The organism is Amycolatopsis pittospori (assembly GCF_013870525.1).
GTDB lineage: Bacteria > Actinomycetota > Actinomycetes > Mycobacteriales > Pseudonocardiaceae > Amycolatopsis > Amycolatopsis pittospori.
Genome location: NZ_JACBXD010000012.1, coordinates 47,989 through 65,554, shown reverse-complemented (window position 1 = coordinate 65,554; position 17,566 = coordinate 47,989). Strand labels below are relative to the sequence as shown.

At 69.7% G+C, this 17,566-nt stretch carries 17 protein-coding genes; 10 read left to right on the top strand and 7 right to left on the bottom strand.

Annotated features, from left to right (window positions below; translation table 11 throughout):
* Positions 1-10: 10 nt before the first annotated feature.
* The 5 genes from H5J31_RS09365 to H5J31_RS09345 all read left to right on the top strand — a co-directional run bounded on the left by H5J31_RS09365 (position 11) and on the right by H5J31_RS09345 (position 4,062).
* The gene (locus tag H5J31_RS09365; protein WP_181772088.1) at positions 11-478 is read left to right on the top strand and encodes a peroxiredoxin family protein; all 468 of its coding nucleotides are present in this window, start codon (positions 11-13) and stop codon (positions 476-478) included.
* 32 nt (positions 479-510) lie between these two features.
* On the top strand, positions 511-1,116 hold the full coding sequence (locus H5J31_RS09360; RefSeq protein WP_181772087.1) for a TetR/AcrR family transcriptional regulator: 606 nt from the start codon (positions 511-513) through the stop codon (positions 1,114-1,116).
* A complete protein-coding gene (locus H5J31_RS09355) occupies positions 1,100-2,719 on the top strand; it encodes an acyl-CoA dehydrogenase family protein (RefSeq protein WP_181772086.1) in 1,620 nt (539 codons plus the stop codon). The genes H5J31_RS09360 and H5J31_RS09355 overlap by 17 nt, the downstream gene beginning before the upstream one ends.
* Before the next feature lie 226 nt (positions 2,720-2,945).
* Entirely contained in the window at positions 2,946-3,389 is a 444-nt protein-coding gene (locus tag H5J31_RS09350) for a hypothetical protein (RefSeq protein ID WP_181772085.1), read from the top strand.
* A gap of 88 nt (positions 3,390-3,477) precedes the next feature.
* Positions 3,478-4,062, top strand: a complete 585-nt coding sequence (locus H5J31_RS09345; RefSeq protein ID WP_181772084.1) for a DUF4865 family protein — start codon at positions 3,478-3,480, stop codon at positions 4,060-4,062.
* Positions 4,063-4,081: 19 nt separating this feature from the next.
* Here H5J31_RS09345 and H5J31_RS09340 read toward each other — a convergent pair whose 3' ends face one another.
* Positions 4,082-5,224: an SWIM zinc finger family protein gene (locus H5J31_RS09340; RefSeq protein WP_181772083.1), complete on the bottom strand. Its 1,143-nt coding sequence runs from the start codon at positions 5,222-5,224 to the stop codon at positions 4,082-4,084.
* Complete coding sequence (locus tag H5J31_RS09335; protein WP_181772082.1) at positions 5,221-7,935, bottom strand: SNF2-related protein; 2,715 nt, start codon at positions 7,933-7,935, stop codon at positions 5,221-5,223. Before H5J31_RS09335 ends, H5J31_RS09340 begins: the two co-directional genes overlap by 4 nt.
* Positions 7,936-8,003: 68 nt before the next feature.
* On the opposite strand from H5J31_RS09335, the gene H5J31_RS09330 reads away from it, so the two are divergent.
* Positions 8,004-8,798: a TetR/AcrR family transcriptional regulator gene (locus tag H5J31_RS09330; protein ID WP_181772081.1), complete on the top strand. Its 795-nt coding sequence runs from the start codon at positions 8,004-8,006 to the stop codon at positions 8,796-8,798.
* 11 nt (positions 8,799-8,809) lie between these two features.
* Here H5J31_RS09330 and H5J31_RS09325 read toward each other — a convergent pair whose 3' ends face one another.
* The 4 genes from H5J31_RS09325 to H5J31_RS09310 are packed head-to-tail and all read right to left on the bottom strand — an operon-like array spanning position 8,810 to position 11,295.
* Complete coding sequence (locus tag H5J31_RS09325; protein WP_181772080.1) at positions 8,810-9,046, bottom strand: hypothetical protein; 237 nt, start codon at positions 9,044-9,046, stop codon at positions 8,810-8,812.
* Positions 9,047-9,069: 23 nt separating this feature from the next.
* A complete protein-coding gene (locus tag H5J31_RS09320; RefSeq protein WP_181772079.1) occupies positions 9,070-9,627 on the bottom strand; it encodes a hypothetical protein in 558 nt (185 codons plus the stop codon).
* Positions 9,611-11,011 (bottom strand): hypothetical protein, encoded by a 1,401-nt coding sequence (locus H5J31_RS09315; protein WP_181772078.1) that lies wholly within the window; start codon positions 11,009-11,011, stop codon positions 9,611-9,613. The genes H5J31_RS09320 and H5J31_RS09315 overlap by 17 nt, the downstream gene beginning before the upstream one ends.
* Positions 11,008-11,295 (bottom strand): hypothetical protein, encoded by a 288-nt coding sequence (locus tag H5J31_RS09310; RefSeq protein WP_181772077.1) that lies wholly within the window; start codon positions 11,293-11,295, stop codon positions 11,008-11,010. The genes H5J31_RS09315 and H5J31_RS09310 overlap by 4 nt, the downstream gene beginning before the upstream one ends.
* A gap of 237 nt (positions 11,296-11,532) precedes the next feature.
* Here H5J31_RS09310 and H5J31_RS09305 point away from each other — a divergent pair, with 237 nt between their 5' ends.
* From H5J31_RS09305 to H5J31_RS09290, 4 genes are all read left to right on the top strand, one after another.
* Positions 11,533-12,669 carry a sensor histidine kinase gene (locus H5J31_RS09305; protein WP_181772076.1) on the top strand — a complete coding sequence of 379 codons (1,137 nt, stop codon included), beginning with the start codon at positions 11,533-11,535 and terminating at the stop codon, positions 12,667-12,669.
* Entirely contained in the window at positions 12,666-13,391 is a 726-nt protein-coding gene (locus H5J31_RS09300) for a response regulator (RefSeq protein WP_181772075.1), read from the top strand. Before H5J31_RS09305 ends, H5J31_RS09300 begins: the two co-directional genes overlap by 4 nt.
* A gap of 269 nt (positions 13,392-13,660) precedes the next feature.
* Entirely contained in the window at positions 13,661-14,308 is a 648-nt protein-coding gene (locus H5J31_RS09295) for an ABC transporter ATP-binding protein (RefSeq protein WP_328701440.1), read from the top strand.
* A 1-nt stretch (position 14,309) separates the two neighbouring features.
* A complete protein-coding gene (locus H5J31_RS09290) occupies positions 14,310-16,802 on the top strand; it encodes an FtsX-like permease family protein (RefSeq protein WP_181772073.1) in 2,493 nt (830 codons plus the stop codon).
* On the opposite strand, the gene H5J31_RS09285 is transcribed toward H5J31_RS09290, so the two are convergent.
* Positions 16,785-17,456: a response regulator transcription factor gene (locus tag H5J31_RS09285; RefSeq protein ID WP_181772072.1), complete on the bottom strand. Its 672-nt coding sequence runs from the start codon at positions 17,454-17,456 to the stop codon at positions 16,785-16,787. The genes H5J31_RS09290 and H5J31_RS09285 overlap by 18 nt on opposite strands.
* Between the last annotated feature and the right edge of the window lie 110 nt (positions 17,457-17,566).

Sequence of the window (17,566 nt, the reverse complement as noted above, 5' to 3'; positions counted from 1 at the left end):
GGAATCACTCATGCTCGAAATCGGATCGACGGTCGCGGACCTCGCACTGGAGGACACGGCCGGGCGGGCCGTGCGTCTCTCGGATTTCCGCGGCACGGACAACGTGCTGCTGTACTTCATGCGCTCGACCACGTGTCCGGTCTGCAACGGCCATGTGAAGGATCTCGTCGGTCGGGCTGGAGAGTGGGAGGCCGCCGGTGTGCGGGTCCTGGTCGCGGTCCCCGAGGGCCGGGCGGAAGCCGAGGTTTGGCGGGCGAAGCGTGCTCTGCCGTTCCAGGTGGTCACCGGCCGGAGCGGTACGCCGCATGAGGCTGTCGGGCTGGTGAAGAAGGTGTTCGGTGCCTTGCAGCAGTCCGGCAGCCTGCTGATCGACCGGGAGGGCGTGGTCCGTCATGCCCATGCGGCGACGTTGCCCATCAACGGTTACGACCGGAGGGGTATCGAGAGGGCGGTCGCGGAGCTTGTCCGGGTGCGTTGACTGAAGGTGTGAATCAGTGCTTCACTTCTTGGGTGCCGTACCGCCGTACACCGAAGGTCCAGGAGCGTCTGGACGCTCAGCGCGACGCTGTCCTCGCCGCTGCGATGGAGCAGCTGGCCGAGCGTGGCTACGCGGGGTGTTCGGTGTCCGCGGTCGCCGAACGCGCGGGAGTGGCGGTCGGGAGTGTGTACCGCCACTTCCCCACCAAGGCCGCCTTGGTCGTGGAGCTGTTCCGGAAGGTCGTCACGCGTGAGGTCGAGGCCGTGCGCGCGGTGTCGGAGCGACCGGGAACGCCGGCGGAGCGGGTCGTGGCGGTTTTCGACACCTTCGCGACCCGTGCGCTGAAGACGCCTCGGATGGCGTACGCGCTGCTCGCCGAGCCTGTCGACGCGCCGATCGAAGCCGAGCGGCTGGTGTTCCGGCGCGCGTTCCGCGATGTGGTGGCGGAGCACGTGGCCGACGGTGTCCGGTCCGGGGCGTTGCCGGCCCAGGACGCCGACGTCACCGCGGCGGCGCTTGTGGGAGCGGCGGCCGAGGTACTGATCGGCCCGTTGACCACCGGCAGTGCGGACGAGGTGTCCGGGCTGCGCACTTTCGTCCTGCGTTCTTTGGGAGGTTCCGATGCCGTCCACTCATGAGGTCACCAACCAGGTGCCGCCGTTGGCGGAGTACGACGTCGCCGCGGATCCGGCGTTGCTGGAGGCGCTGAAGCGGGCGGACGCCGGGTGGGCGGTGGCGGAGGTGCACGCGCTCGGCAGGCTGGCCGGGAGCGAGCAGGCCCAGGAGTGGGGCAGGCTGGTCAACGAGAACGAGCCGGTGCTGCGGACGCACGACCGGGTAGGGAACCGTATCGACGAGGTGGAGTTCCACCCGTACTGGCACGAGTTGATGGACGTCGCGGTGTCCTACGGGCTGCACGCGGCGCCGTGGCGGGATTCCCGGCCGGGGGCGCATGCGGCGCGGGCGGCGAAGATGTACGTCTGGGGTCAGGTCGACGCGGGGCATACGTGCCCGATCTCGATGACGTACGCGGCGGTGCCGGCGTTGCGGTTCAATCCCGAGCTTTCCGAGCGGTACGAGCCGTTGCTGGCGTCGACGGAGTACGACTTCGGGTTGCGGGAGCCGAGCACGAAGCGCGGGCTGATCGCCGGGATGTCGATGACGGAGAAGCAGGGCGGGTCGGACGTCCGGGCGAACACGACGACGGCTCGACCCCTCGGCGATGGCAGTTACGTGATCGTCGGGCACAAGTGGTTCACCTCGGCGCCGATGTCGGACATGTTCCTGACGCTGGCCCAGGCACCGGGCGGGCTTTCCTGCTTCCTGCTCCCCCGCGTGTTGCCGGACGGCACGCGGAACGGGATCCGGTTGCAGCGGCTGAAGGACAAGCTGGGCAACCGGTCCAACGCGTCGTCGGAGATCGAGTACGACGACGCGATCGGCTGGCTGGTCGGCGAGGAGGGCCGCGGGGTGCGCACCATCATCGAGATGGTGAACAACACCCGGCTGGACTGCGCGGTCGGGAGCGCGTCGGGGATGCGGTACGGCGCCGTGCGGGCCGTCCATCACGCGCGGCACCGGCAGGCGTTCGGGGCGAACCTGGTGGATCAGCCGTTGATGGGGAACGTGCTCGCGGATCTCGTGGTGGAGTCCGAGGCGGCGACGACGGTGGGGATGCGGCTGGCCGCGGCCACCGACCGGACCGGTGACGAGCAGGAGCAGGCGTTCCGGCGGCTGGGGCTGGCGGTGACGAAGTACTGGGTGTGCAAACGTGGTCCGTCGCATGCGGTGGAGGCGCTGGAATGCCTGGGCGGCAACGGGTACGTCGAGGAGTCGGGGATGCCGCGGCTCTACCGCGAGGCTCCGTTGATGTCGATCTGGGAGGGTTCGGGCAACGTCGCGGCGCTGGACGCGTTGCGGGCGATGGCGAAGCAACCGGAGTCGGTGGCCGCGTACTTCACCGAGGTCGAGCAGGCGGCCGGCGCCGACGCGCGGCTGGACGACGCGGTGGGCAGGCTGCGCAAGGAACTGTCGGACCTGTCGGACATCGAGTACCGGGCGCGGCGGCTGGTCGAGTCGATGGCGCTGGTACTCCAGGGTTCGTTGCTGGTGCGGCACGGGACTCCGGCGGTGGCGGACGCGTTCTGCGCGTCGCGGCTCGGCGGTGACTGGGGTGTCGCGTTCGGGACGCTGCCCTCCGGTGTGGACACCCGGGCGATCATCGGCCGCGCGGAGGTCTGATGGTGCCGGTCGTGAGTGGCGTTTCGGGTTAGAACCCGAAACGCCACTCACGACCACCTCGCCCCAGGGCTGTCCGTCAGGTCCACGCACAGTGCTCGCATGACCACGTGGTGCGCCGGTCCGGTCGGTTCCCCCGGCCGGACGGCGTCCGTGCACTGCGAACAGCCCTCGGATTGCGGAATTCGGACGCATCCAGGGGTGCGCGGGTCGACTACGTTCGTCGGTCATGGTCGATCCTGCGGCGCGTCGCCGAAGACTCCTGCTCCTGGTGCCCGTGGCACTGTTCGTTTCCGGTTGCGCGGCGGCCGAGCCGACGCCCATCTTCGCCGCGACGAGTTCGAGACCCACGACGGAGAACGTGCCCTTGGTCGACGCGGCGGCCCCGTCCGGTGCGCCGTTCGTCGCGGCGGACGGGCGGAATCTGAGGGCCTGCGCCGACGGCGAGTGCGAGGTCGTCGTGCAGACCGGTGACCAGATTCCCAACGTCGGCGGGGCCGGTCCGCTGTCGGTCGCGGTGCAGTCGGGGAAGGTGGGTCTCTCCCCCGCGTCGGGCGGGATGGGATCGCCGGTGTCGGGGCCGCCGGGAATGGTGCACCAGATCAACCGGCAGGTGGTCATCGTCGTCGCGGTGCAGGCCGGCGAAGGAATCGTCAAGCTCAGCAAGAAGTAACGTACTTCGCCGGGGGTCGTGAAGTTCCCACGGGCCGGTTCGCATCGGATGCCTCTGCGCGCCTTCTGTACCTACTAGTATGTACGACATGGATGCGATGCAGTACGAGATCACCCTCCCCGCCGACTACGACATGGGCATCATCCGCGAACGCGTCGCCACCCGCGGGCATCTGCTCGACGACTTCGACGGCCTCGGGCTCAAGGTGTACGGGATCCGTGAGCGCGGCGTCGACGGCTCGACGCTGAACCAGTACTCGCCCTTCTACCTCTGGCACAACGAGGCCGGGATGAAGGCCTTCCTGTTCGGCGGGCCGTTCGCCGGCATCATCGACTCGTTCGGGCGGCCTCCCGTGCAGCGCTGGACCGTGCTCGGGTTCGAGGAGGGGCCCGCGTTCGGTACTCCCCCTGTGGCGGCGGGAAAGCATGTCGAGCCGATCCCCGCCGAGGCCGACCCGGTCACCTTCCTCGGCGAGGCGCTGGACGGCCTCCGCGAGCACCTGCGGATCGACGGCGCGCACTCCGGGGCGCTCGCCGTCGATCCGCACACCTGGCAGGTCGTGCGCTACAGCCTGTGGAGCGGCGAGGCGCCGAAGTCGGACGAGGTCCGGTACACGATCCTCCACCTGTCCTCGCCGCACTTGGACAAGCTGCGGCGAGGACGGCTGTGGTGAATGTGGCCGTGCTGAGAGATCAGCCGAGCAGCGCGGCGAACAGCACGCCGGGGTCGGCTTCCGGTGGACCGGCGGGCCACTGATCCCGGTACGGGTACCAGAGACCGTCCTTGCCCAGGCGCACCTGGACACCGGTCCCGTGGACGGTGCAATGGTTACGTTCGACGTCGAGTCCCTCGCCGGGTTCGTCCACCACTTCGGCGAAAGCGGCCCTGGCCCGGCCCATCGCCTGCGCCGGCGGAGTCCATGACGTCTCCAGCACCTCGAGACCGGTCCGTCCGCCGTGGCGCCACGCGAGCACCGCGCGTTCATCCGTCCGCAGTCGTTCGGCGGTGTCCGGATGGGCGGCGGCGATGCGGACGGCGTCCTGCTTACGCGTGAGCTTCGGCTGCTCGGAGAGCAAGGCGCTCGCCGTGGAGCTCGCGTTGCCGATCAGCAGGGCGAAGGTCTCCGCCGGGATGTCGGGCGCGCCCGGCACGGTCGGGCCCCCGGTGGGAGCGAACTCGTCCAGGTCCGGCAGCGGAGCCGGTTCGTCGGCGTAGGCGCGCTCGGCGGGGGTGTCGTCGTCCCCGGTGCGCACGAACCGCGGTGCGTTGCGCCGCTGCAGTTCGTCGAGGAGTTCCCGTTCCCCCTTGCCCCGCATCAGCAACAGCACGAACGGGTCGGCGTCGAGCAGCCAGGAGGCCTGGAACGACAGCGCCGCGGCGTGACGGCACGGCAGTTCCCAGCCCGGACAGTCGCAGTCCGGGTCGAGGTCGCCGATCCCCGGGAGCAGATGCACTCCGGCGTCGTCTGCGGCCTCGACGAGGTCGTGCGGCATGTCCCGGTCCAGCAGCGCGGCGAGATGCCCGGCGCGGGAGGCGACCCGGTCGAGGAAGCTCTCCCATTCGGAGTCGGTCAGTTCCGCGAGCCGGACCTCGGTGCGGTACTGGCCTTCCTGGTCGTCGACCACCGCGCCGATGCGGCCGGGGCTGACCGTGATCGGCCCGACCCGGCCGGCCGCGGCGTACTTGCGGCCCTGTTTGAGCTGCCGCAGGTCGAGCGCGGTGTCCTCCATCGCGTTGATCCAGGCGCGACCCCACCAGGAACGGGCGAACTGGCCGTGACCACCCTGCGGGCCGAAGGCGGGGAAGCCGCGGACGCGGTCGTCGGGCGTACTCATCGGCGGCTCCTCAACTCGACCAGATCGGCCAGTTCAGCGTCGGTCAGTTCGGTCAGGGCGGCCTCGCCGCCGGCGAGCACCGCGTCGGCGAGCGCGCGTTTCTCCCGCAGCATCGCGGCGATCCGGTCCTCGACCGTGCCCTCGGCGATGAGCCGGTGCACCTGTACCGGCCGGGTCTGCCCGATCCGGTAGGCGCGGTCGGTGGCCTGGTCCTCCACGGCGGGGTTCCACCAGCGGTCGTAGTGCACGACGTGATCGGCGTGGGTCAGGTTGAGCCCGGTCCCGGCCGCCTTGAGCGACAACAGGAACACCGGGACCTCGCCGGCCTGGAACCGCCGCACGAGTTCCTCGCGTTTGGGGACCGGTGTGCCGCCGTGCAGCAGTTGCGTGGCGATCCCGCGCTGCGCGAGGTGGCGTTCCAGCAGCCGCGCCATCGCGACGTACTGGGTGAACACCAGTACCGCGCCGTCCTCGGCCAGGATCGTGGACAGGAGTTCGTCGAGCAGTTCCAGCTTGCCGGACCGTCCGTCCAGCACCGCCTCCGATGGCTCCTTCAGGTACTGCGCGGGGTGGTTGCAGATCTGCTTGAGCCCGGTGAGCAGCTTGACGATCCGGCCACGCCGCGCGATGCCCTCGCTGCCGGCGATCTCGGCCATCAGTTCCCGCACCGTCGCCTCGTACAGCGCGGCCTGCTCGGCGGTCAGCGTCACCGGCCGGTCCGTCTCCGTCTTCGCGGGCAGTTCCGGCGCGATCCCCGGATCGGACTTGCGGCGCCGCAACAGGAACGGGCGGACCAGCCGCGACAGCCGTTCCGCGGCCTCGGGGTCCTTTCCGGACTCGACCGGTTTCGCCCACACCCGGCGAAAGTCGGCCATGGTGCCGAGCAGGCCCGGGGTGGTCCAGTCGAGGATCGCCCACAGCTCCGACAGGTTGTTCTCCACCGGGGTGCCCGTCAGCGCCACGCGCGCCGACGACGTCAGCGTCCGCAACGCCTTCGCCGTACCGGAACGGTGGTTCTTGACGTGCTGGGCCTCGTCGGCGACGAGCAGTCCCCAGTGGACGCCTCCCAGCGGCTCCGGATCGACCCGCAGCGTGCCGTACGTCGTGAGAACGAACCCGTCCTCGATGCCTTCGAGCGAGCGTTCCGTGCCGTGGAAGCGGCGTACGGGAACTCCGGGGGCGAACCGGGTGATCTCGCGTTCCCAGTTGCCCAGCAGCGAGGCCGGGCAGACGACCAGTGTCGGCCCCTGCCGTCGGTGCAGGTGCAGGGAGATCAGCGTGATCGTCTTGCCGAGACCCATGTCGTCGGCGAGACAGCCGCCGAGCCCGATCGAGGTCATCGCGGTGAGCCACTGCAGGCCGCGCATCTGATAGTCGCGCAGTGTGGCGGCCAGCCCGGGCGGCGGCGCCTGGGGTTCGGGTGGGGCGAGCAGCCGTTCCCGGAGGGCGGCGAGCCAGCCGTCGGTGAGGACGTCTACGCGCTCGCCGTCGATCTCCGTCGTACCGCTCAACGCCGCCCCGAGCGCGTCGATCGGCGTCAGGGGTTTGAGGGCCCGATCGCGCGCCTTCGCCGCCAGCGCCGGGTCGATCAGCACCCACTGGTCCCGCAGCCGCACCACCGGACGGTGCGCCTCGGCGAGCGCGTCCATCTCGGCCGCGGTGAGCGGGGCGCCGCCGAGCGCGAGCTGCCAGTCGAACTGCAGCAGCGTCCCGCCGGCGAAGAAGGACGGGAGGTCGTCCGGTGGCGCGTCACCGCCGCCGACGACGGCCTTCGCGCTCAGGTCGCGGGCGAGACCGGTGGGCCAGTGCACGTCGATACCCGCCGTGGCCAGCAGCGGCGCGCCGGTGGTGAGCAGTTCGGTGATGTCGGCGTCGCTCAGGCCGACCTCGTCCGGCACCGCGGCGCCGAGCAGTGGTTCGAGCGGCGGCCACAGCTGGGCGGCACGGCGCAGGGCCAGCATGACGTCGATGCGCGCACGGGGACCGAACCGGTCGTCACCCGACCACAGCGCGGCGGCGTCGATCAGGACACCCGGGTCGGCAAGGCTGTGCACCTGGACGACGCCGCTGAACCGGCCGTCCGCGAAGTCTTCGGGCGCCACGATCCGCACCGAGACCCGGACACCGGAATCCAGTCCGGCCGCGACCTCGGCGGCCCAGTCCCGCAGCTGGGGGACACGGTGCGCGGGCGGGGCGGCGAACGCCTTGACGCCGGTCGCCTGCGCGGCCGCCGGGGTCCTGGGCAGGGCGTCGGCCACGGCGTCGAGGAACGCGCGCAGCAACGGATACCGCGCGGGCAGCAGGTTCCCCTCGACCGGGATGGCGCGTGCCGTGGGCGGCATCGCCTCGGAGAGCGAGCGCAACCACGCGGCGTCGGCGGGTTCCAGCGGCCCCGCGCGCCACGCGTCCACATCGGACTCCGTGAGCCCGGGCAGCAGTCGGCCCGCCTCGGCGAGCTTCAACGCCGCCGCCGTGGCCATGGCCCAGAAGCGCGCGGAGGGATCCTCGCTCTGCCGAAGCCGCAGCAGCGCGGGGAGCGCCTCGGCCAGCGGAAGCCGTACGCAGGGCACCGTGGCGACCTCGGGGAGGGCGACTGTCACCTCCTCGGGTCCCGGCCGGTCACCCTCGACGTTCCAGAAGACGAATCCGCTGGTCCGGGGAGGATTCTTCGGTTCGAACACGACACTGTCGAAACCGTCGTGAGACGTCACTCAACCCCAATCTCTGTACGGTGTACAGTTCAGGGTAACACAACTCTGTACACCGTAGAGAGAAGCGGATGACGTACGCGGACTACACCGGAACGGGCGATCCACGGCGCACCATCGAACTGCTCTGGGGCGTGCGGGAGAAACCGCGCCGCGGCCCCAAACCGAAACTCACGGTCGAGGGCATCGTCACCGCCGCGATCGCACTCGCGGACGCCGAGGGGATCGCGGCGTTGTCGGTGCGACGCGGTGCGGAACGGCTCGGCGTCTCCCCCATGTCGCTCTACACCTACATCCCCAGCCGCGCCGAACTGCTCGACCTGATGATGGACCGGGTGCACGGTGAGCTGACCGACCCGCCGCCGAGCCACGACTGGCGGGTCACCGTGACGATCCTCGCCGAGGACGCGTGGGAGATGTACCACCGGCATCCGTGGCTGCTCCAGCTCACCACCGGCCGGCTCCCCCTCGGCCCGCACACCTTCGCCAAGCACGAACGCGAACTGGGCGCCGTCGACGCGATCGGGCTGACCGATCTGGAGATGGACGCCGTCGTCGCGATGGTCAACGGTTTCGTCCAGGGCATGGCCCGCGGCTCGGTCGAATCGGCGAGCCTCGTCCGGCGCTCGGGTCTGACGGACGCCCAGTGGTGGGCAGCCAGCGCCCCCGTGCTCGCGGAGATCCCGGAGGCCGACGCGGGACTGTTCCCGTTGGCGGCGCGGATCGGCCAGGCGGCCGGGGAGGCGCACAACGCGGCGAGCGCGCCCCTGCACACCTTCCGGTTCGGGCTGGCCCGCATCCTGGACGGGGTCGAGCAGCTGGTGAGTGGGGCGGCGCGCGGGTCAGAGCGGGAACTGCCCTCCTGAACACGCGGCGCTCACTTGCCGCGCCGTCGCAGCGAGCGGTACAGCAGCCACAGCGCCAGCGCGACCGGTGTCAGGACCGCCGAGAACAGGATTCCCGCGAACATTCCGTAGCCGTGCGGATCGGAAGACACTCCGATGGCGCTGAGCACTGCCGTACCGACCAGCAGCACGATCACCGCGGCGACGCAGGCGAACGCGCCGAGCACGACACGCCGGAGCAGTGTCCGCGACGCGCTGGGTGTATCCATGTTCGGCTCCGCTGGTCGAAACGTCACTCGGGGTCGGGAGTGCAGACGGTCAGGAACGACTTCCGGTTCTCGCGGTGGACGGCCACCGCGTCCAACCAGCCGCTCCGGCCGAACAGGTAGCTCCCAGGCGGGTGCTGGGCCGACTCGCGCAGCACCTGGGCGACGTCGGCTTTGGCGCCGTTCGCTTCCGGGCCGTCGACGGTGATGGCGATCGAGCCCGCCTTCGTCCAGTCGTAGCCGGCCGGCAAGGGTGTCTGGACCTGGAGAGGCCCATCAGCGTCCGGCGAGGATCCCCCGTCGGTACTCAGCAGGTCGAGGCGCTCCACCCGCACCCCCGGCTGCGGCGCGGTCCACACCTGCTCCGTGCTCTGCCTGCTGCCGGAATCGAAGGTCAGTCTCACGCGGATGACGCCCTCGCACGGGGTGCCCGTCCACAGTTTCAGGACACCGTCGTCGACGCGGAACCCGGCCTCCGGTGGCAATGAGGGCGCGAATTGCGCCTTGGTGTCGCACGCCGCGGCCACTGCCGCCACGAGTAAGGCGGCGCAGGCGACGCGCGATCCCCTAGTGATATCCGCCATCGGACAGTCCCGCGTCTTCCTCGGTCTCGTTGCCGCCGGTGACCTGCTCCCACGCGTAGGAGGCGAGGAAGCCCGCGTAGCCTTCGCGCCCCCATTGCTGGGAGTGGCGCTCCTCGTGATGCAGCAGCCGGTCCATGTCGAGCGACCCCTGGGACGCGCTGCCATCCTCCTCGTACCAGGCGTGGCCGGACTTCGCGACCTCGCGAAGCTGTTGCGCCGGATCCTTCGGGTCGTCGATGTTCAGCATGAACGTGTCGCCCCAGGTCGTTCCGCCGCGTTGGCTGAACTGGTCCTGGACGAGGTTCCCGCCCAGGCCCATCATCATGCCGTTCGGGGTGGTCACCAGCCGCCCGCCGTTGTCGTGCACGAAGCCCACATCGTCGTCGTAGCTCCAGGAATTCTCCCGTTGCCGGTCGGTGATCCGCCGTAGTTCCTCGGATCCGTACGGGGTCGGTGCGAAGTCGGTCTTTTCGCCCTCGGTGCCGTAGTCGGTGCCCGCGTTCATGATGTAGGTCATCCGCACCGCCTTGGCGGCGTCGTCCCCGCTGATGTCGGTCGGCATCAGGAAGTACGACTTGAAGGTCCCGTCGCCGTCCTCGTCCTCGCGGATCTCTTCCATTCCGTCGAGGACCTCGAAGTCCTCCGGTGTGATGTCGTGTTCCGACGCGATCTTCTTGATCGTGTCGATCGAAACGCCCCGGCGTACGGCGTTCTCGAGCCACTGCCGGTAGTGGCCGGACGCGGGCGGCCCGCTGAGCAGCCCGGCGTCGCGCAGCGACTGCTCCATGTCGATCACCTGGGCGTCGATCTCCCCGCCCTTCTTGGCGCCGGCGAGGGTGGTCGCTCCGTGGTCGCTGACCTTGCCGTCCTGCGCCATACGCATTACCCGGGCGAGGGCGGCGTCGATGTTGTTCGCCGTGGTGAGGATCGCCCCGGTTTCCTGTTCCAGCTGTTTCCGGATGGTTTCGCGGTGCCGCGCGGTCTCGGCGCGGTCTTCGGCTTCGAACCGCGACTTCGGCGGAGGGTCGGCGGGCTTGTCGTCCACGATCGCGCCGTCGGCGGCGATGCGGAACTGGTAGGTGCCGGCGAGGGAATCGTTGTTCGCGACCCGGGTCGTCAAGGCGGACACGTCGTCCGACGCGTTCTGCAGGGCGCGCTCGACGGCGGACAGCTCCGCGATCAGGATCTCGGCCTTGTTCCGGGTATCCCCCAGCGAACCGCGTGCGCGCTCGCCCGCGGGGCCGTGCCAGTCCGGCAGCTTCCGGGCATCGTCGAGTTCGTCCTGCAGCCCGATGAGTTTGTCCCGGCGCCCACTCAGGTTGGTGGCCGCCGCGTTGATCGCTTCAGCGTCCCATTTGCGGACGTCGTCGTAGCCGACCGTCATCCCCCGAAAGCCTCTTTCGCGGAGTTCTCGTTGTCGGAGTAGGCCTTGGCGGCGGAAGTGATCGAATCGCTCCACTGGTCGATCTCGTCGGCCCGCGCCTTGGCGCGCTCGTTGAACGCCGACGCGAGGGTGGGTGCGTTCTTCGCCGCGTCCCCGCCCGGCAACGCCGTGGCGATCGCGTCCAGGCCGGCACCCGGTTCCACGCCCCTGGCCTGGTCCGCGGCGGATCCCGCGGCCTTGGCCGCGCTCCGCAGCTGGCCGATCTCGACCTCGTACCCGCTCACCGCCCGTGACCCCCAACCCTGGATAGGTCAGCGGACTCTACTTGAGCTCGGAAGCCTCCACAGTCGATTCGGGCGAGAGGCGGGCGAGTTCGGCCGCCCGGAAGGGGCCGATGTTCTCGCGGGCGGAAACCTCCGATGCGGTACTTTCGCGGCCATTCGTCTGTTCGTGTCTTCTTCGTTCACGGCCCTGCCCGGCCGACGCGATTTCCGGCAATCATGACCTGGGGGAGGTCTCTTATGACTTGGGTATCGACCTGGTGGCGATCCCGCAGGTCACCGCCGCCGCTGGTGCAAGACATAGTGCTGGCGTCGGTGTTGTGCGCCATCTGGTGGACGTGGCTGCTCACCCACGCCGAGTCCGGCCAACGCCTCGCCGTCGAACTCGTGCTCTCCGCCGCGGGCACCTGGCCACTGGCGATCCGCCACAAATGGCCGCTCCCGGCCTGGGCCGCGGTGCTGGGCGTCGCTCTCGTGGTGGCCTGGGGCGGCTACGCCACCGCACTCGGCGACATCCCCGCGCTACTGGCCGTCTACAGCGCGGGGAACTTCCTCTCCGGCAAAGCGCAGGTCGTCTCGGGCGTCCTGAGCGTGGTGTGGAGCCAGGCCGTCCCCGCGATCCTTGGACAGACGACCTCGGTGACGCCTTACCTGAGCGGGCTGCTGCTGTTCGGGACGGCATGGCTGCTCGGCGCGCAGCATCAGCGCACGCGCCAGCTCACCGAGGCACTGCGGCGCGAGCAGGAGAAGAACGCGCAACGGGCGGTGATCGCCGAACGCAGCCGGATCGCCAGGGACCTGCACGACGCGGTCGCCCATCACATCAGCGCGATCAGCGTCCACGCCTACGCCGCGAGCGAGGCCCTGGAGGTCAACCCCGCCACGGCCAAGACGAGCCTCCGCCACGTGGGCGCCGCCAGCAAGGCGGTGATCTCCGAGGCCCGTTGGATCGTCGGGCTGCTCGACAGCGACGACGGCGAACAGCGCACCCAGCCGTCGCTGCGGAACGTCGCCCGGCTGGTCGAACCGGTACGGGCGGCGGGCAACGAGGTCACCGTGACGATCGCGCCCGCCGCGCTGCAGGTGGCGGAGGCGGTGCAGACCGCCGCGTACCGGATCCTGCAGGAAGCGCTGACGAACGTGGTCAATCACGCCGGCCCGACCACCGTGCGGGCCGAGGTGGAACGGTTTCCCCACGCGCTGCGGGTCGAAGTGGTGAACGGCCGGAGCACGGCCAAGACGACGCCGAACCCGAGCTCGGGACGCGGGCTGGTCGGGATGCGGGAGCGAGTGGCGCTGTTCGGCGGCAGCTTCGAGGCGGGGCCGGTCGACGGCGGCTATCGGGTCGAGGCAGTACTGGTCGTGGAGGAACCGTGACGTTACGGATCATGCTCGTCGACGATCAGGACGTCGTGCGTGCGGGACTCCGGCTGCTGCTGGACGGCCGCGGCGAGCTCGAAGTGGTGGCCGAGGCCACCGACGGACGCCGCGTGCTGGAGACCGCGCTGCGGCACCGGCCGGACGTCATCGTGATGGACATCCGCATGCCGGAGACCGACGGCGTCGACGCGATAACCGAACTGCGCGGCCATTGGCCCGCCGACTTCGGGGAATGCCCGGCGGTGCTCGTGCTGACCGCGTTCGATCTCGATTCCTACGTCTACGCGGCTTTACGCGCGGGCGCGAACGGATTTCTGCTGAAAACGAGCTCCCCCGACGAACTGGCCGCCGGAATCAGTGTCGTCGCGGCCGGTGAATCCATTCTGACGCCGAGTATCACCCGCCGGATCCTTCGCCAGTACATCGCCGACGGCCCGCCGATCACGGCGCGCCGCCGGGACCCCGGCACCGCGAAGCCGGACTCGGCGGTGGCCTGCGCCCGCGACCGGCTCGGCGAGCTGACCGCGCGGGAACTGGACGTCCTGCGCCTGATCGCACTCGGGTACTCGAACCTGGAGATCGCGGGTGAACTCGATCTCAGCGAACCCGCGGTGAAGAGCCGGGTAGCCAGGCTGCTGAGCAAACTGGGGCTGAGCAACCGGGTGCAGGCGGCGATCGTCGCCTACGAGACCGGAGTCGCGACATTCAGCTCCGGATAGCCGAAAAGAATCGAAAGATCTGCCGCCTGGAATCTTTAGTCTCAATTGTGCGTAATCAGACTCAACTCTCCGAGTGAACCATCGGAATGCGGCGAAAGAACCAGTTTCCCGGTCGGGAATCTTGTTATCCTCGGCCGATGCGGGTATCTGGGGGAGAAGAAACTCGGAGGGTACGGCCGGCGACCGGAACGGGGCCGGCGCAAGTCCGGCTCGATCAGGTGCGCAAGGGGTACGGACGCGGCGAAGGACGGGTTCTCGCTCTGGACGGAGTGTCACTCACCTTCGCCGCGGGTACCTTCACCGCGCTGATGGGTCCATCCGGTTCGGGCAAGAGCACGTTGTTGCACTGCGCGGCAGGACTCGACAAGCCGGACGAGGGCCGTATCCACCTCGGCGACACCGAGCTCACCCGGCTCAGCGAGTCGAAGTTGCTGGACGTGCGCCGACGGCGGATCGGGGTCGTCTTCCAGTCGTTCAACCTCGTCGCTTCCCTGACCGCCGCGGAGAACGTCGCACTGCCCGGCAGGCTGGCCGGGCAGCGGGTGCGCCGTGAAGCCGTGCACGAACTGCTGGCCAGGGTCGGCCTGGCCGACCGGGCCCGCCACCTGCCGAGCCGGCTCTCCGGCGGGCAGCAGCAACGGGTCGCGATCGCCCGCGCGCTGTTCACCAGACCGGACGTGGTCTTCGCCGACGAGCCGACCGGAGCGCTCGACACCCGCGCGGGCGCCGAGGTGCTGGGACTGCTCCGCGAAACCGTCGATACCTTGGGCCAGACGGTCGTGATGGTCACGCACGATCCGCGGGCCGCCTCGACGGCCGACCGGGTGGTGTTCTTCGCCGACGGGAAGGTCGCCGGTGAGCTGAGGTCGCCCAGTGCGGAGCGCATCGGTTCCTGGCTGGCCGAGTTGGGGGCCTGAGGTGTTCAGGCTCGCGTTCAGCTCCCTGCGCCATCATCTCGCCGGTGCGCTCGGTGCCATCTGCGCCGCCGTGCTCGCGACGACCCTCGTGGGTGCCTGCGGGATCCTGTTCGAGTCGGCGCTGCGGCAGCCGCCCGGCCAGCCACGCGGCTCCTCCGCCGACCTCGTCGTCCGCGCAAAGTCCACTGTGGACATCCCGGTGGTGATCGGCGGCCACGAGAAGAGCGTGCGGCTTGCCCTCGCGACTCCGCCTCGGTCGACCGGCGATCTCGTCCGGTCGGCCGCCGCTGTGCCGGGGGTTTCCTCAGCGGTCCCCATGGCCACGTTCGACGTCACCGTCCTGACCGGACACGCCGCCGCCCGGCTGGGCCGGGCTTGGGAAGCACCGACGCCGGTGGCCGAAGGACGCGCGCCGGACCGGCCGGGCGAGGTGGCGTTCGACCGGACACTCGCGGCACGGCTCGGCGTGAGCGTCGGTGCCGTGGTGCGGACACTCGAAACCCCGTCCGACTTCCGGGTGACCGGGTTGAGCGAAGGACCGGAGCAGGCGGTGTACTTCGTGCCCGTCGACGTCGGGCGGCTCACCGGTTCCGATCGCTGGATCGACCTCGTCGGGGTGCGGCTCGCGGACCCCGCGGCACAGCAGGCGGTGGCCGACCGGCTCGCCGGGCTCGACGGGGTCGAGGTGCTCTCCGGTGCCGCGAAGGACGAAGCGCTGGCGGGTTCGGACCGGGGCGCTGTCGAAGGGCTGGTCAGCCTGATCAGCAACATCGGCGGGTTCGCACTCGTGGCCGCCGTGTTCGTGGTCAGCTCGACACTGGGCCTGGTATTCGCCAGGCGCCACCGTGAAATCGCCGTGATCAGGGCGATCGGCGCGAGCCGACGCCAGATCCGGCGGCTGGTCGCGGTGCAGGCCCTGGGCATCTCACTGCTGGCGGGCGGGGTCGGCTGCGTGCTGGCCGCGCCGGTCGCCGGCGGCATCCGCGCCTTGTTCGTCCGCTTCGGCTTCACCGACGAGGGCTTCACCCTGATCCGCGGACCGCTGCCGCTGGTGATCGCGGTGACGCTGACCGTCTGCGTCGTCCAGATCGCCTCACTGTCGGCCGCCCGGCAGGCGAGCCGCGTCCGGCCGACCGACGCGTTGCGTGAGGCCTCGGTACCGGACCGCCGGATTCCCCTGCTCCGGACCGTTTCCGGCTTGCTTCTCCTCCTCGGCGGGCTCGCGCTGGCGGCGCTCTCCCCCGAACTCGGCGGAGCGGGCGGGCTCGCCGCCTCCTCGATGGTGCTGATCGTGCTGATCACGGCGCTCGTCCTGCTCGGCCCCGCCATCAGCCGTCCGGTGATCGCTGTCGCCGGACGCGCGGTCAGCGGACTCTCCGGCGCCGCCGGCCTGCTCGCCCGCGCCAATACCGCGCTCCGTCCCCGATTGGTGGCGACGGCCGCGGTGCCGGTGATCCTCGCCGTCGGGCTCACTTGTGGCCTCCTGTTCACCGGAGCGACCGAACAGCACGCGACGGCGAAGCAGGAGGAGCAACGCACCACCGCGGATCTGATCGCGAGCCGATCCGGCGGCCTGACCCCAGGGGCCGTGGCCGCGATCAGATCCGCACCCGGCGTCACCGAGGCCACCGCGATCCATGGTGTTTCCCTCATCGCGGAGGTCACCGAGCTGGGCGAACGCCGCCCCCTGGCGCATGGCGCCGTCGCGCTCGACACCGGTGACGCCGGGCCCGTACTCGATCTCGGCCTCACCGAGGGAACGCTCACCGGATTGCGCGGAGCGGCGGTCGCGGTGAGCACGACGGTGGCCGGCCCGAACGGCTGGCACGTGGGCGACGAGATCCGCACCTGGACCGCCGCCGGTGAGACCCGCCCCGTCCGGATCGCCGCCGTCTACCGGCATTCACTGGGGTTCGGGGATTTCGTCCTCTCACCGGATCTCCCGGAGTCGTCCGGGACCCCGGCGCGTGCGGTCCATCTGCGTTCGTCCGATCCACGCGCCACCGCCGAATACCTGAGCGAAGGCGATCTGGGCATGCTCGGCCTTCGCGCACAGTCCGAATCGGATTACCTGGCCGGCCTGCCCGGCGACCGGGACGAAGCCAGGTACGCCGGATACCTGATCATCGGGTTGGTCGCGCTGTACGCGGGCCTGTCCGTGGCGAACACACTGGTCACGTCGACCCTGCAAAGGCGAGGTGAGCTCGCCGGACTCCGGCTGCTCGGCGCGAACGGCAGGCAGGTGCTGACCATGGTGTGCGGCGAAGCCTGTGTCGTGGCCGTGTTCGGCATGGCGGGCGGGACAGTCGCCGCGCTGGCCGGCCTGATCGCCACGGCCAGGACGCTCGACGGCAGCTGGATCCCCGTGCTGCCGCCGAGCCAGTACCTGACGATTCTCGGTGTGGTGTTCGGGATCGTGCTGCTCTCCGCGCTCGTCCCGGCGGCGCTGTCCCTGCGCGGCAGGGCGGCCGAGGTGCTACGTGGCGCGGACTGAGTCGGGGCCTGCCTGCCGGGTGGACAGCAGCCCCGCCGCCACCGCCTTGTTCAGCGCATCGATCCGTGACACCGCGCCGAGCTTCGTGTAAATGTTCGCCAGATGACGTTTCACCGTGCCTTGCGAAATGAAGAGCTGCCTTGCGATCTCGTCGTTCTTCAAGGCCCGGCAAACAAGCTCGAGCACGGCCGTCTCGCGCGCCGAAAGGCGCACCGACGCGGCGGAGGCGAATAACGGAAGATCCTCTCGCGAAATTGTTATCACGATATCGTCCGACCCCGCCGAGGCGGACTTTATGGTAGCCGCGAGCTGATCGAAGAGCACAGTTCTCCGTAAATACGCGGATGCGCCTCTGGTGAGTAATTCACCGACTCGCCCATGCTCCCTCTCGCCACCAATGAGGACGATTCCGCAGGAGTGCCACCGATCTATTATCCGAAGCGACTCGTCGACATCGATCGAATCCAGATCCACGATGATCACATCGACCTGGACAGCGTCTTCGACGTCTGCCACCAGCCGGAATGACGGATCCCTGTCCAGCAACGCACGCAATCCATTGTGGAAGAGATCGTTTCCGCCCATCAGGACCAGATCAATACATCTTTCAACAATTCTCATGGTCGTGACCCCCACCTCGACCTTGACCAACACCCAGGATATCGCGACGACCGCGACAGTATATCGGCCGATCCTCGCGAAGTCGACTATTAAGTGTCATCACCGCGCGTACTCAAGCGCCCCCACAGCGAATCCTTGGACGA